General features: G+C 53.7%; 11 protein-coding genes. 7 read left to right on the plus strand and 4 right to left on the minus strand.

All coding sequences use genetic code 11. From position 1 onward, the window contains the following. The 4 genes from IEX77_RS01850 to IEX77_RS01865 all read right to left on the minus strand — a co-directional run bounded on the left by IEX77_RS01850 (position 1) and on the right by IEX77_RS01865 (position 5,913). Complete coding sequence (locus tag IEX77_RS01850; protein WP_188807449.1) at positions 1-1,758, minus strand: V-type ATP synthase subunit A; 1,758 nt, start codon at positions 1,756-1,758, stop codon at positions 1-3. An 83-nt stretch (positions 1,759-1,841) separates the two neighbouring features. After that, on the minus strand, positions 1,842-2,822 hold the full coding sequence (locus tag IEX77_RS01855; RefSeq protein WP_188807450.1) for a DUF2764 family protein: 981 nt from the start codon (positions 2,820-2,822) through the stop codon (positions 1,842-1,844). Positions 2,823-2,850: 28 nt separating this feature from the next. Beyond that, complete coding sequence (locus tag IEX77_RS01860) at positions 2,851-3,441, minus strand: hypothetical protein (RefSeq protein ID WP_009433042.1); 591 nt, start codon at positions 3,439-3,441, stop codon at positions 2,851-2,853. Positions 3,442-3,756: 315 nt separating this feature from the next. After that, positions 3,757-5,913: a S46 family peptidase gene (locus IEX77_RS01865; RefSeq protein WP_188807451.1), complete on the minus strand. Its 2,157-nt coding sequence runs from the start codon at positions 5,911-5,913 to the stop codon at positions 3,757-3,759. An 895-nt stretch (positions 5,914-6,808) separates the two neighbouring features. Here IEX77_RS01865 and IEX77_RS01870 point away from each other — a divergent pair. The 7 genes from IEX77_RS01870 (at position 6,809) to IEX77_RS01900 (ending at position 14,869) form a co-directional block, all read left to right on the plus strand. Beyond that, positions 6,809-8,866, plus strand: a complete 2,058-nt coding sequence (locus IEX77_RS01870; RefSeq protein ID WP_188807452.1) for a M13 family metallopeptidase — start codon at positions 6,809-6,811, stop codon at positions 8,864-8,866. 135 nt (positions 8,867-9,001) lie between these two features. Beyond that, entirely contained in the window at positions 9,002-9,583 is a 582-nt protein-coding gene (locus IEX77_RS01875) for a chromate transporter (protein ID WP_188807453.1), read from the plus strand. A 19-nt stretch (positions 9,584-9,602) separates the two neighbouring features. Further along, a complete protein-coding gene (locus IEX77_RS01880) occupies positions 9,603-10,190 on the plus strand; it encodes a chromate transporter (protein ID WP_188807454.1) in 588 nt (195 codons plus the stop codon). 18 nt (positions 10,191-10,208) lie between these two features. Next, on the plus strand, positions 10,209-11,051 hold the full coding sequence (gene murI / locus IEX77_RS01885) for a glutamate racemase (protein ID WP_188807455.1): 843 nt from the start codon (positions 10,209-10,211) through the stop codon (positions 11,049-11,051). Continuing rightward, positions 11,052-12,245, plus strand: coding sequence for an exo-beta-N-acetylmuramidase NamZ family protein (locus IEX77_RS01890; RefSeq protein ID WP_188807456.1), 1,194 nt, complete (start codon positions 11,052-11,054; stop codon positions 12,243-12,245). A gap of 422 nt (positions 12,246-12,667) precedes the next feature. Continuing rightward, entirely contained in the window at positions 12,668-13,663 is a 996-nt protein-coding gene (locus tag IEX77_RS01895) for a D-alanine--D-alanine ligase (RefSeq protein ID WP_188807457.1), read from the plus strand. 24 nt (positions 13,664-13,687) lie between these two features. Next, positions 13,688-14,869, plus strand: a complete 1,182-nt coding sequence (locus IEX77_RS01900; protein WP_188807458.1) for a 1-acyl-sn-glycerol-3-phosphate acyltransferase — start codon at positions 13,688-13,690, stop codon at positions 14,867-14,869. Position 14,870 lies beyond the last annotated feature (1 nt).

Raw genomic sequence — 14,870 nt, forward strand, 5'->3', positions numbered from 1 at the left:
TTAGTTTTTAGCACGTTGGGATACCAGTTCATCGGCCTTAGCCTGCTGCTTGCGGAATTCGTCACTATCGAACTCTGCATAGTTCATCTGTCGGAAGGCATTGATCAGCTCCTTGAAGAAGTCACCAACCTCGACGAAGCCCTCGAATGAGAATTCAGTATGGCAGACCTGCATAACACGACGCACCATGAATTCCTGACGCTCGAGTGAGCAGTTGCAGTCAATGCTATCAAAAGCATCCTGCTGGCAGATGATGAAGTCGATAAGTTCAGACTTCCAGAAGGTCACGTGATAATCAAGAGGCACACCGTCGTCCCCAAGAATATTGATCTGCTCTGAGATCTCCTTACCGCGGATGAGCCACTGCTTGAGTTCGCTCACTTGATCAATCCATCCAGCCCCTACTCGCTCAGCGACATAGTCTGCGAACTCAGGGTATTCGAGATATTTTGAATAGCTATCGATTGGGTTGATAGCGGGATAGCGTTTGCGGTCGGCACGCTCCTGCTCTAGTGCATAGAAGCAGCGTGCTACCTTCTTAGTGTTTTCCGTCACAGGCTCCTTGAGGTTACCCCCTGCAGGAGAAACTGTACCGATGAAGGTTACGGACCCCGTCTGACCGTTCTTCAGATGAACGAAGCCTGCACGTGCATAGAAGTTTGCGACGATTGCCGAAAGGTCCATTGGGAAAGCGTCAGGACCAGGAAGTTCCTCGAGACGGTTGGACATTTCACGAAGAGCCTGTGCCCAGCGGGAAGTTGAGTCAGCCATCAGAAGGACCTTAAGCCCCATGCTACGATAATACTCTGCGATAGTCATCGCCGTGTATACCGAAGCTTCACGGGCTGCCACAGGCATATTAGAGGTATTAGCGATGATGATCGTACGCTCCATCAAAGGACGCCCTGTGTTGGGGTCAAGAAGCTCAGGGAACTCCTTGAAGACTTCTACAACCTCGTTAGCACGTTCACCACAAGCAGCGATGATCACGATGTCAGCTTCAGCCTGCTTACTGATGGCATGCTGTAGGACGGTCTTACCCGTACCGAAAGGACCAGGGATAAAGCCCGTACCACCTTCGACGATGGGGTTCATCGTATCGATCATTCGAACCCCTGTTTCGAGTAGCTTATGAGGACGTGGCTTGTCTGCGTAGCAGGTGATAGGACGCTTGACGGGCCACTTCTGCTTCATCGTGATGGGGTGCTCTACACCAGACTCATCGACGAGGACTGCGATATTGTCTTCGACAGTATACTTACCCGCAGGTTGTAGACTCTTAAGCGTGTAGATACCCTCAAAGGTAAAGGGTACCATGACCTTGATTGACTGGAAGTTCTCTTCGACTTCACCAAGCCAAGCTCCCGCAGTGACGCGATCACCAACCGTAGCTAAAGGCTTGAAGTCCCAGAGCTTCTCCTCATCCAAGGCGTAAGTATAGGAGCCTCGCTTGAGGAATACTCCATCCATCTTATCGAGGTCATTCTGCAGACCATCATAGTTCTTTGAGAGCATCCCTGGGCCGAGTGTAACCTCAAGCATGTGCCCCTCGAAGGTGACGGGGTCTCCGATGCGCATACCACGGGTCGACTCGAAGACCTGAGCATAAGCGTTCTTACCATTGACACGGATGACTTCGCTCATCAGTGGCACACCACCGACGGTGATGTAGCATATTTCGTTCTGGGCGACAGGACCGTCAGCCTCGATGGTCACGAGGTTCGAGACGATACCTTTTACACTACCTTTTGTTGCCATGTATCCCTTATTATTTTGCATGCGTCCCCTCACTGGTGAGGCAAGGCGCTTCATATGATTATTCTGTTTTCTGAGTATGTAGCTTAGCGTCTCTGAGCCTTCTTGAAGTCCTGGAGTACCTGAGCACTTTCACCCTTAAGCGAATGGACGATATTACGGAAAGTTGCTTCTCCCTTCGTCTCATTGAGGTTGGCCCAGCGCTCGAGGATTCCAAGTCGGAGATAGTAGCAGAGTACATTGTCAATATCAAAGACTCGTACAAAGGTCCACTCATCCATCCACTGCCACTTTAGTAGGTCGATCAAGCGTTCTCGGCGTGCGATATCTCGCTCTTCTGCGATCTGAAGGACCTTAGGCAGGTAGGGAAGTTTCTCTCCAAGATCAAAGTCCTTAGCCTTCGACTGCAAGAGCTGTGTTTCCACCTCACCCTTCCCGACTAGATAACGCTGAGGATCCCAGCCTAATCGGCGACAAGTGAAGACAGCTAAGATATTGCGGATATTCTTATTCAAGGCAAACCATTCTGTGAGGAAGGTGCTACTTGAATCAGCGATCGAATCATAGTAGTAGCTGGCGATCAAGTCTTCCAATGCTAAGCGATCACTACCGATCTCATCGAAGAGGCGTGGTGCTACAGCTTCAGAGCTATCTTGTTCATCGCTCTTCACCTCACGGTGATAGAGATCATAGACGAAGCGAGAGATATAGTCTGGGACCACCTTGGGGCGCGGATTACGCTTACCTTGGTTAGCCGCCGCAGACACAGACTGTAGAGCTTGCAGGCGAATTATCTCTGGGCTCAATGCCTCCGCGGACTCCCCTGAGTAGTCCACCTCATAGCTTTGCTCAGGCTCTTGCTCTGGTGGGGTAAGCTCTCCTGCGACGATCCAATTAAGAAGCTCTTTATTCAGTGCTTCTTGACGCAGGACTTCCAGCAACTGGAGATCTTGCTTCGTGAGGATAGGGAGGAGTTCTTCGTAGAAGCTTGCAGTAGTGAACGGAGGCTTGGGGCTATCTACCGTGATATTGGGTAGTCCAGCGATTAGTGCATAATACTTAGCCATGAATGCTCTCCTTAATTTATAGCGTAGGTTAGAAGAGCATCTGGTTCATCTCGGGGCGGAGGAAGCTCTTGAAAAGCTCAATAAATTCAGCCTCGCCAAACTGTACCTTGAAGCTACCATCCTTGGGAGCGATAGAGAAGTCTGTAGGCTTACCAGCTACAGAGCGAATCGAAACGCCCGACTCAAGCAGAGACTTAGCGTGGGAGGTGAAGTAGGAGCGGAGGCCTTCTGCATCAGCGGTGGAGATCTCTACGCCACGAGTGAGATCAAAGCGTTCTGCGATCTTAAGGATGAAGCTTCGGATGAAGGCGGGGTCAGATGACAGTGCCTGTACGCTACTCTTAGCGACCTCGCCTTGGATCTGATCGGAGATACTACTCTTGAGGGAATCGACGAGCTGTGCCGTATAGAGGCGAAGCTCTGACTCTGTGTTTTTCTTTAGCTCGCTGGCTCGGCGCTCAGCAGACTTGATGATTTCTTCGGCGCGGGCTGTGGCATCTGCCTCTATCTTTCCAGCGCGTGTCTCAGCCTCAGCGATAAGGCGATCTGCTTCGGCTTGGCCTTGCTTGACGCCTTCGTTGTAGATCTTCTCGGTCAGTTCTTGAATCTTAGCATCCATATCTGATTGTGTTTACTTTGTCTACTGGTGCTATGGGTGAAGGGTCCTTCACTCGTGCATAGCAAAGTTAAGGAATTTATTTAGATAACAAAGGCCTTTTAAAGCCCGTACAAAACAAAGATCAAACGCCCTAAATATGCGGGATCTCAACTCCATTTCTATACCGCTCTAATTACCACATTTTAGCCAATTAACCAGACATATTGCAAGGCTGCGAGATTAAAATGAGTTAAGTTCGCTAATACAGCAAAGAGGCGCCCCTACCAAGTGGTAAGAGGCGCCTCTTTTATATTTATAGTTGTAGTACCCGTGGGACTACTTGATCGTCATCTCATCGATCAGACGGGAGCACTTGCCCCACTTATCGATGGTGAAGAGGACGTAGCGAATGTCGACTACGATCGTACGCTGGAGGTTGGGCTCGAACTCGATATCACCGCTCATAGCTTCCCAGTTTCCGTCGAAGGCCAGACCGAATACGCGACCATTCTTGTCGAAGACAGGGCTACCGGAGTTACCGCCTGTGATGTCGTTCGTCGAGATAAAGGCTACGTGGAGCTTACCATCCTTCTTGTCTGCCCAACGGCCCCAATCACCCTTCTTAATCAGCTCAAGGAAGGAGGGGAAGACGTTGAACTCCGTAGACTCGGGGTTATTCTTCTCGAGGATACCACGGCTAGTGGTGAAGTAGTCATACTCTACAGCGTCAGCGGGACTATAACCCTTGATCGTACCATAGCTCATACGCATCGTAGAGTTAGCGTCACTGGGCATAGGCTTGGAGGGGTTCTGCTCACGACGGCCAGCGAAGTAGAGACGGTTGCCACGATCAATAGGTTCGTAGAGAGGCTTCAGCTCGTTAGAGAAGGCCGTATAGATCTCCCACACCTTATTCGAAAGCAGGACAGCGGGATCCTTGCTTAGGATTTCGGCTGCATTGGGCTGCTGAAGGGTCGCAAGAAGCTTATCCTTGTAGGGGACGACACTATTAGCGAAGAGCGCATCAGCATAAGCCTTCGTATCGCCACCATACTCCTTATTAATAAGGTCAAAGATCGGAGCTACGCGATTAGCATCGACGCGCTGACGTACGATGTCAAGCATAGCAGGCAGGACCTTCTGGTCAAGTGCAGGCACATAGTCCTTGTAGAGATCATTGATCATCTGAGCGAGCTGCTCCTTAGGCTGAGAAGCGAGCTTCTTGACCTTGGCGGGATCACCCAGACCACGTGCAGCAGAGACGATCTCCGTACCACCGATGAGGGCTTCGCGCAGATACATAGACTGGCGCTCGATGTTACCAAGCTTCTTGTATGCACCTTCCATTTCGGAGAGAATGCCCTTGTAGGCCTGAGCCTTCTTGCCCGAAGCAGCTACCCACTCTTCGAAGGAAGCTTCTTCAGCGCGCTTCTGATCGAGGACGCCAAGCTTGACGAGCGCCTTGTTCATCCCGATAGAGTTCTTCCAATAGTTGGAGCTACGGGCGTACTTAGAGGCATACTTGATGCGGGTAGCCTGATCAGCATTCATCGCTGCACGCCAGATATCCTGCTTGATGCCGCGTACCTCGATGCGAGGATCGTTCTGATCCCTCATACGGTTCTCTACAGCGAAGGAAGGGATGTAGCGCGAGGTCGAGCCAGGGAAGCCGATAGTCATCGCGTAGTCATTCTTCTCGTGGCCTTCGGTAGATACGGTAGCGTGGTACTTGGGCTTGTAGGGGACGTTATCCTTGCTGTAGTTGGCTGGAGCATTGTCCTTGTTCGCATAGACACGGAAGACAGAGAAGTCACCTGTGTGTCGGGGCCACATCCAGTTGTCCGTATCACCGCCGAACTTACCTACAGATCCTGGAGGAGCGAAGACGAGACGTACGTCGCTGAAGACATCGTAGGTAATGAGATAGTACTTGTTGTTAGCATAGTAGGGGCGTACCTGTACACGCTTATGCTCGCTCTTGAGGCGCTTGTTCTCAGCGGCCTCAAGGCTCTGACAGATCTTCTGGATCTGCGAGAGGCGCTCGATTTCATTCTTAGGCTTCTTGAGCTGAGCCAGGATCTCCTTCGTGACGTCACGGATAGAGGAGAGGTAGCTCACGGTGAGCCCTTCGATGGGGAGCTCTGCAGAGAAGCTCTGCGAGACAAAGCCGTCACGGAGATAGTCGTGGTCGACGGTGCTCTGCGACTGGATAGCGTCGAAGCCGCAGTGATGGTTGGTGAAGATAAGACCTTGGCTGGAGACAGTGACCCCGGTACAGCCACGACCGAAGATTACAACGGAGTTGGCCACGCTGGGCTTGTCCAGGTTGTAAAGGGAGTCAATGGGGAGGCGGAAGCCCAGTTCCTTCATCTGAGCGACGTTCTCTCGCGTGAGCTCGTTGAGCAGCCACATCCCCTTATCAGCCTTTGCTTGGTAGCCGATAGAGAGGGCGGCGGTCGCCAGCACGAGCCCCTTCTTTAGAAATTGATTCATAGACTTACGATCTGTAATATCTGTAGGACTTTAATACTGCACGCTACAGGTGTGCGGTGTAAAGATACAAATTATAATGGGCGACCCTACATAGAAAGGTGCTCTCACAGTATGATGTACGGCCTTCACAAGGTCCAAGGGAAGGACCTCCTCCCACCATAGGAAGAGCCGCAAGCGACCCACACGAAGGGCAGAAGCGAAGTTGCTCCTTCTCCTCTTCTATTCCGTTAAAGTAACGCGACTAAGCACCGTGGTCTGAGGAGGCGAATTCGGCACCTAACCAAGACGTATACGTTTCGTGCCTGAAACGTATACGTTCTGCTCCGAGAGCCCATACCGAGTCCTCCCTCCCCTTGCCCTAAGCCCCTCCAGCGAGATGCCGTGCAAAGGTCTCATATAGCTTTCTCTTCATTCCTATATAGCTTTGTTAAGTGACCTATGTTAAGATTGTTGCTCTGCGTAGGGATAAAAGTTGTGGCCGAGTGACAGATAAGTTTGGACTACGTACGTAGCTCTAATATCTACGTGCGTGGATATTTGGATTTACGTGCCTGGTCTTTAAGACTACGTACATAGATAGAAGAATACCACTGCGTGAAGACGCTTTTTCCTTCACGAGAATGGCACTTTTCCCTCCGCTGGATAAGAGGAATACTCGCGATAAGGCGAAGGGCTTGCGTGTCGCTTCGGAGAGGCGTATCGTGGGGCTGGGCGTGCGATGCCTTAGCACAATAATAAATAGAGAGCAAGGGCTCCGCGCAACATCCTCATACGAATACAACACCAAGCCCCGTATAACACGTAGCGAAAAGGTGTACCTTTGCAGAGGCACACAGCGGTGCTGCCCCTCACACACGGGGCTTCTCTCGCACGACCACTACAATTAATATCCATTATGCAGATCAAAAAGCAACTCATCACGCTTGGTCTCAGCGCACTCTTAGCACAGGGACTCCTTCCCGCCAGCCTCAGTGCTCAGCAGACCAAGACCGAGAAGGTCCCAGGCATCAACCTCTCCGACATGGACCGAAAGGTACGCCCTCAGGACAACTTCTACCTCTACAGCAACGGAGGCTGGATACGCAAGAATCCCCTCAAGCCTGCCTACAGCCGCTTCGGCACCTTCGACATTCTCCGCGACACGGCCACTTCGCAGATCCGCCACATCGTAGAGGAGCTGATCGCTAAGCCTCAGACTAAGGGCACGAACGACTATCGTGTCGCCGTCCTCTACAAGCAGTCTCTGGACAGCGCTGAGCGCAATCGTCAGGGCTACAAGCCCCTTATCCCCGAGCTCCAAGCCCTTCAGGGAATCCAAACCAAGGAAGACCTCCTCAAGCATATCGCTCAGCAGGATCAGGTCTATGGTCAAGGTTGCCTCTTCGGCACGGGCGTCGCAGCTGACGAGAAGAATAGTACCATGAACATCTTCCTCTTCACGCAGACGTCGCTTGGCCTCGGCTCGCGCGACTACTACGTCGAGTCTACCCCCGAAGCCAAGCAGATCCTCGCTGGCTACGAGGCCTACCTCATCCGCATCCTCAAGCTCTCGGGCTACTCTGACGCCGAAGCCAGCCGCATCGCCAAGGCTACCATCCGTATCGAGACGGAGCTGGCTCAGTTCTCTTACTCCAATACGGAGCTACGTGACTCACAGAAGAACTACAACATCGTGACGATCGCTGACTTCGCTCGTGACAATAAGGGCTTTGACTGGAGCGGCTACCTTCGTCTGCGTGGCCTTGACATCGCTACGGCGAACTTTATGCAGCTGAACTTCTTCAAGGCCTTCGACAAGTGGTACTCCTCAGCTAAGGTCGAGGATCTTCGTGACTTCCTCACAGGGCATACCATCAGCGGTGCTGCCAATTCGCTGAGTGATGACTTCGTCCAAGCTCACTTCGACTTCTTTGGCAAGCAGCTCAGCGGCCGCAAGGAGATGCACCCACGCTGGAGACGTAGCGTCGATGTCGTGCAGAACGTCCTCGGTGAAGCTCTCGGTGAAGTATACGTCAAGCGCTACTTCTCTCCCGAAGCTAAGGAGCGAATGATCGACCTTGTGCACAACCTGCAGAAGGCACTCGGCCAGCGCGTCGAAGCCCTCAGCTGGATGAGCCCTGAGACGAAAAAGCGCGCACAGGAGAAGCTAAGCAGCTTCGTCATCAAGATCGGTTACCCCGACAAGTGGATGGACTACAGCGCCCTCGACATCGATGAGAGCAAGACGTACTATCAGAACCTCGAAGCAGCTACACGCTTCATGCAGGCAGACAACCTCAAGGATCTCGGCAAGCCCGTTGACCGTACGAAGTGGCTCATGAGCCCTCAGGAGGTCAATGCCTACTACATGCCCACGACCAACGAGATCTGCTTCCCCGCAGGTATCCTGCAGCCTCCCTTCTTCAATATGGATGCGGATGACGCAGTGAACTACGGCGCGATCGGCGTCGTCATCGGTCACGAGATGACTCACGGCTTCGATGACGAAGGATCTAACTTTGATAAGGATGGGAACATGAACAACTGGTGGACACCCGAAGACCGTAAGAAGTTCGAAGCCACCACGCAGCGTCTCGCTAAGCAGTTCTCTGCTGTCACGGTTGCCCCAGGTCTCAAGGCCAATGGGGAGCTCACGCTCGGAGAGAACATCGCTGACCAGGGCGGTCTCACCATCGCTTACCTCGCTCTGCAGATGGCCAACGAAGGCAAGCAGGTCGCCAAGATCGACGGCTTCACTCCCGCTCAGCGCTTCTACATCGCCTATGCTCGCCTTTGGGGGCAGAACATCACGGAGGCCGAAATCCGTCGCCTCACGAAGCTTGACCCTCACAGCCTCGGTCTGCTTCGCGTGAACCAGGCCCTGAAGAATATTGATCCTTTCTACAAGGCATTCAATATCCGTCCAACGGACAAGATGTACATCGCTCCTAAGGATCGTGTCGTCGTCTGGTAGCAAGGCTTAGGGGAACTCGCTTCCCCACCCTACCTTGTATATAAATAGTGCCCTCGCACGAGAGTGAATCTCTCCTGCGGGGGCACTTGTCTTAACATCCTCTTCCGTCATAAGGTCGTATCTTTGTGCCGAAAAATGAGTACAACAAACAGACTGACCCGCCAAGAGCTATCGCAGCTCTTCAGCATCTTCTTCAAGATAGGCATCACGACTATCGGTGGAGGGTACGCTATGATCCCGATGATGGAGCACGAGATCGTCAAGCGTACAGGATGGCTCACACAAGAGGAGTTCCTCGACATCCTGGCAGTAGCACAGGCTACCCCAGGGATCTTCGCAGTCGACATGGCTGGACATATCGGGCATAAGCTCGGTGGGCTACGTGGCGCCATCATCGCATCGGTGGCTAACGTCCTCCCCTCGTTCGTCATCATCCTCATCCTCGCGACGGTCTTCCAGCAGTTCAAGGAGCTTCCACTCGTACAATATGCCTTCCGTGCGATACGACCCGTAGTGGTAGCACTCATTGCGGCTCCCGTCTTCTCGATGGCACGCTCCGCATCACTCTCCCGCTATACGATATGGATCCCTCTCGTAGCAGCCATCCTCATCTATTTCTTCGACGTCTCTCCAGTCTACATCATCCTCATCGCGGGGATCGCAGGGTGGATCTATGGTTACCTGCAGAGACGACGCTCTAACACAGATGCCCAATGAGCTCTAACACAGATGCCCAATGATCTTCCTCCAGCTCTTCCTCATCTTCTCTAAGATCGGTATCGTCGGCTTCGGTGGAGGGTATGCTATGCTCTCCCTCATCCAGGACGACGTCGTCACGAAAGAGGGTTGGCTAAGCGCAGCTGAGTTCACCGACATCGTCGCCGTGAGCCAGATGACCCCTGGGCCTCTAGGCATCAATATGGCCACCTACGTAGGCTACACCTCGGTACTCAACGCGGGGTATCCACCCGCCATGGCTTTCTTAGGCTCGCTCCTCGCGACCTTCTCCATCCTCTGGCTGCCCTTCATCCTGATGATGCTCGTCAGCCGCTTCCTTCTGAAGCATAAGGATAGTCCCTTGCTGAAGAGCGTCTTCGGTGCACTTCGTCCTACAGTCGTTGGGCTCGTCTCAGCAGCGGCTATGGTGCTGATGACAGCAGAGAACTTTGGTACACCCGACACATCGCTCACACAGTTCATCGTCAGTCTCTCGCTCTTCGCTATAGCCTTCATCGCCGTCTTCCGCTTCCGTGTCAGTCCCTTGCTCATCTTGGCATTGGCTGGATGCTTCGGCATGGTCTTCTATAGCTTCGTCCCAGCTTAACACCCGATACCTCTCTATATGTCTCATCCTACGACACCCGCTCCTATTGGAGTCTTTGACTCGGGCTACGGCGGGCTCACCATACTCTCTGAGATCTGCCGACAGCTCCCTCAGTACGACTACATCTACCTCGGGGACAATGCACGATCGCCCTACGGCACACGCTCCTTCGACGTCATCAATGACTTCACGCTCCAGGCCGTGAAGTATCTCTTCGACGCTGGCTGTCCGCTGGTCATCTTAGCTTGCAACACGGCTTCGGCCAAGGCACTTCGTGAGATCCAGCAGCACTACCTGCCCTACTCCGAAGATCCTACCCGTCGTGTCCTCGGCGTCATCCGCCCTACCGTAGAGGCGATCTCTCGCTTCACGAAGAGTCGTCATGTCGGTGTCGTCGCCACACCAGGTACGGTCTCCTCACACTCTTATGCGACCGAGATCGGGAAGCTCTTCCCCGAAGTCACCGTAGAGGAGCAAGCCTGCCCCATGTGGGTGCCCCTGGTCGAGTACGGAGAGAGCAATGCCCCTGGTGCAGACTACTTCGTAGAGAAGTACACCAATGAACTCATGCAGCGTGACCCGAAGATCGATACCATCATCTTAGGCTGCACGCACTACCCGCTCCTGCGTCCGAAGATCAGAGAAGCCCTTCCCGAGTCCGTCGAGCTCATCTCTCAGGGCGAACTCGTAGCCTCTTCGCTGGCAGACTACCTTCTCCGACATCCCGAGATGGAGCATCGCCTGAGCCAAGGGGGAGAGATATCCTACCGCACGACCGAGTGCCCCGAGAAGTTCGAAGAATTAGCCTCCATCTTCACGGGAACAGAGGTCCGTGCCACCCGTGTCAAGATCACTGGATAGATGATGACAAAGAAAACCTTTGCTCTCCTCCTTGCAGGTACCCTTTCTTGGGCAGCCTCTGCTCATGCACAAAAGCTCCCCACTCCTGTCACCGTGGGTGCTGAGCGCATGGAGCTCCTCCTCCCCACCCTCCAGGGTAAGCGCGTCGCGATGATGGTCAATCAGAGTTCGCTCGTCGGCAGCACGGGCACGCATCTTGTAGATACCCTCCTCTCCCAAGGCATCAATATCGTACGCCTCTTCGTCCCCGAGCATGGTCTTCGAGGCAAGGTCGATGCAGGGAAGAATGTACGTAGCGGCGTGGACGAGAAGACGGGACTTCCCGTGGTGAGCCTCTACGGACAGCGCAAGCGCCCTACCCCCGAGATGCTCGCCGATATTGACCTCCTTGTCTTCGACCTGCAGGATGTCGGTACGCGCTTCTATACCTATATCTCCTCGATGCACTACCTCATGGAGGCTTGTGCCGAGGAGGGGAAGACCTTCGTCGTATGTGATCGTCCCAACCCCAATGACTTCATTGATGGGCCGATACTGGAGCCCGACTGTCGCTCCTTCATTGGCGTAGATCCACTGCCTGTAGCCCATGGGATGACCGTCGGAGAGCTGGCTCTGATGATCGATGGGGAGCGTTGGCTAAGAGGAGGGAATACCTGCCACGTGAAGGTCATCCCCATGGCAGGCTGGTCTCATGGCGACCCTTACGAATTGCCCGTACGACCGAGTCCGAATCTCCCCAATAGTCGCTCCATCGAGCTCTACCCTTCGCTCTGCTTCTTCGAGGCAACTATCATGAGTGTGGGGCGTGGTACATCGAAGCCCTTCCAAGCCATCGGCTACCCCGACAAGCGCTTCGGGAGCATCGTCTATACCCCTCAGATCAAGATCGGTGAGGACAGCAACCCTCGGCACAAGGGCAAGCTATGCTATGGCACTGACTATACTTCGGTCAGCCTACCCAAGCGGCAGATCGCACTCAGCCCGCTCCTTGACTATTACCGCAAGGCTGATAGCCTGGGGCTTCAGCTGATCAATCAGCGCCAACTCTTCGACCTCTTAGCTGGGACAAAGAAGCTCCGACAGCAGCTAAGCTCTGGCCTTAGCGAAGAGGAAATACGTGCCTCATGGCAAGCAGGTCTCAAAGCTTTCCAAGCCAAGCGCGCTCGCTACCTTCTCTACACCGATTACCGCTAAGGCCTTTCTCCCTAAATAAATAGCCCCGACATACGTGCTGTGTGTCGGGGCTTTCTTATGAAGTAAAATGCCATCTACGAGCGATTTAGAGCAAGACGTATACCTTCCACAAGCGAGACGTATACGTTTCGCAGACAAAACGTATACGTCTTACGGTGAAAACGTATACGTTTCGAGCTTAAAACGTATACGTCTTGGGCATGAAACGTATACGCTTTGCCCAGACAAGGTATACGTATCACTCATCCCTATAGCCTCACGCATGCTTAAAGCCATACTGCTTCCCCGTAGAAACCCAGAGCATCATTATGCAGAGAAGAGCTACGTCACCACACCACGGGGTGGGTTTTCAGCTGTGAAAGCTGTATTTTTGTCTTTGCATAATTATTCATTCATATACGACCAAGTTGCCCATACACCCTATGGAACGATATAATATCGCCGTTATCGCTGGCGGTTTCTCTGGCGAATACGCCGTATCTCTGCGCAGTGCTGCAGGCCTTCTCTCGTGGATTGATCGCAGCCGATTTACCCCATACCTCATCGTCATCGAGCGCGATGGATGGTATGTACGACCCGATGGCGAAGAGACGAAGGAGCCTATCCTCGTCGATAAGTGCGACTTCAGCTTTACCCTCCGAGGTGAGCATATCAAGCTCGACTATGCTCTGATCACCGTACACGGCACGCCCGGAGAAAATGGGCTCCTGCAGGGTTACCTTGACCTCGTCGGCGTCCCCTACAATACGGGTGGCACGCTCACCGAAGCACTGACCTTCAATAAATACTACTGCAACCGCTACCTCTCCACCTACCCGAACCTGCGTGTAGCAGACTCCGTACGCCTGCTGCGCAATAGCGCTCGCCCCTCCTCTGAGGAGCTTATCAAGCGCCTCGGCCTTCCTCTCTTTGCGAAGCCCAATGCTGGAGGCTCCAGTGTAGCGACCTCTAAGGTTGAGAGCCTTGAGGCACTGGACAAGGCCGTTGCCCTCGCCTTTGACGAATGCGATGAGGTCCTCCTCGAGCGCTTCATTGCGGGCACAGAGGTGACCTGCGGATGCTACCGTATTGGTGACACCATCACGGCTCTCCCCGTGACAGAAGTCGTGCCCAAGAATAGCTTCTTTGACTTCGAGGCGAAGTACAACGGTGCAGTCGAGGAGATCACCCCCGCACGCATTAGCCCCGAGCTCACGGCGCTGATACAAGAGCTCACCCGTGAGATCTATCAGCACGTCGATGCCCGCGGTATCATCCGTGTCGACTACATCATCGAAGCCGATGGTCGCCCAACCCTCCTCGAGGTCAATACCACCCCAGGCATGACCCCCACGAGCTTCATCCCCCAGCAGGTCAAGGCTGCAGGACTAACGATGCAGGACCTGCTGACCGACCTTATCCAGGATCATCTCTCCTAACCCTCACCAAGCACACCATCCACTATGGATCTCAAGAAATACGAAAGCATCCGCCCGCTGGCACCCGAAGAGGTACAGATAGCGATCCAGCATCTGACGAGTCTCGAGCCTCTTCGTGCCGTCTACGAGAGTCTACAGCTCGAGCAGTCGTGGGATGAATTGGTCGATGTGCTCAGCGCCTGCCGTAGCGTCGAAGACTTCAAGCGTGCTGCGAGCTATCACTGGGTCAAGCATATTATGCGCAAGTGCTGTAGCTCTGTCGAGCTTACGGGTACCGACCACATCACGAAGGATGGCGCCTACACCTATATCTCCAATCACCGAGATATCATCCTCGACTCAGCTTTCCTCAATGTCCTTGTAGCAGATATCGATGCGAAGTTCCCCGAGATAGCTATCGGTGACAACCTCATGCTCTATCCTTGGATTGAGACCTTGGTTAAGCTCAATGGGAGCTTCCTCGTGCGACGCAACCTCCAAGGGCGCGAAGTCCTACTGGCTGCTCGCCTACTCTCCGAGTACATGCACGATGCCATCGCCGAAGGGAAGAGCCTTTGGATCGCACAGCGTGAAGGTCGCTCAAAGGACTCCACCGACAAGACGCAGCCTGCACTGCTGAAGATGCTTGCCCTCGGTGCAAAGAGCCGCCAGCCTCTTGAAGCCCTTGCGCCACTAAACATTGTCCCCGTGACCTGCAGCTATGAGTATGACCCTTGCGACTACCTCAAGGCGCAGGAGATGCAGCTCAAGCGCGACGTCGAGGGCTTCAAGAAGAGCCCAGCTGACGACGGCATCAATATGCGTACGGGAATCTTCGGCTGGAAGGGTGAGGTCTCCTTCCACATCGGCCGTCCTCTCAATGAGCTGATCGCCTCACGAGGCGAGACGGCAGAGCATTACAGCACTCCCGAAGCCATCGCTCTGCTCATTGACTCTGAGATCCACAGCCACTACAAGCTCTACCCCATCAACTACATCGCCCTCGATAGCCTCGAGGGCGGCAAGCGGGGCCTCTATGACTATAGTGCTGAGGACGAAGCCAAGGCCCTCAAGTACATTGAGAGCCGCATCGATCTGATCAAGCTCCCCGATGGGCTTGCCCTCGACCGCACCTTCCTCCGCCACTGCCTGCTCACCATGTACGCTAACCCCGTACGAAGCATGCTTCAGGCACGGCAGGGTGGCATAGCTAACTCAGGAGCATAGG

This window comes from Porphyromonas pasteri (assembly GCF_014647755.1).
In the GTDB taxonomy this organism is placed as follows: domain Bacteria; phylum Bacteroidota; class Bacteroidia; order Bacteroidales; family Porphyromonadaceae; genus Porphyromonas; species Porphyromonas pasteri.

What these genes read in the sequence shown, in the direction of transcription:
- IEX77_RS01860 (WP_009433042.1), bottom strand. Translation starts at nt 3,441, where the DNA reads ATGGATGCTAAGATTCAAGAACTGACCGAGAAGATCTACAACGAAGGC.
- IEX77_RS01850 (WP_188807449.1), bottom strand. Translation starts at nt 1,758, where the DNA reads ATGGCAACAAAAGGTAGTGTAAAAGGTATCGTCTCGAACCTCGTGACC.
- IEX77_RS01855 (WP_188807450.1), bottom strand. Translation starts at nt 2,822, where the DNA reads ATGGCTAAGTATTATGCACTAATCGCTGGACTACCCAATATCACGGTA.
- IEX77_RS01865 (WP_188807451.1), bottom strand. Translation starts at nt 5,913, where the DNA reads ATGAATCAATTTCTAAAGAAGGGGCTCGTGCTGGCGACCGCCGCCCTC.
- IEX77_RS01895 (WP_188807457.1), top strand. Translation starts at nt 12,668, where the DNA reads ATGGAACGATATAATATCGCCGTTATCGCTGGCGGTTTCTCTGGCGAA.
- IEX77_RS01890 (WP_188807456.1), top strand. Translation starts at nt 11,052, where the DNA reads ATGATGACAAAGAAAACCTTTGCTCTCCTCCTTGCAGGTACCCTTTCT.
- IEX77_RS01880 (WP_188807454.1), top strand. Translation starts at nt 9,603, where the DNA reads ATGATCTTCCTCCAGCTCTTCCTCATCTTCTCTAAGATCGGTATCGTC.
- murI (WP_188807455.1), top strand. Translation starts at nt 10,209, where the DNA reads ATGTCTCATCCTACGACACCCGCTCCTATTGGAGTCTTTGACTCGGGC.
- IEX77_RS01875 (WP_188807453.1), top strand. Translation starts at nt 9,002, where the DNA reads ATGAGTACAACAAACAGACTGACCCGCCAAGAGCTATCGCAGCTCTTC.
- IEX77_RS01900 (WP_188807458.1), top strand. Translation starts at nt 13,688, where the DNA reads ATGGATCTCAAGAAATACGAAAGCATCCGCCCGCTGGCACCCGAAGAG.
- IEX77_RS01870 (WP_188807452.1), top strand. Translation starts at nt 6,809, where the DNA reads ATGCAGATCAAAAAGCAACTCATCACGCTTGGTCTCAGCGCACTCTTA.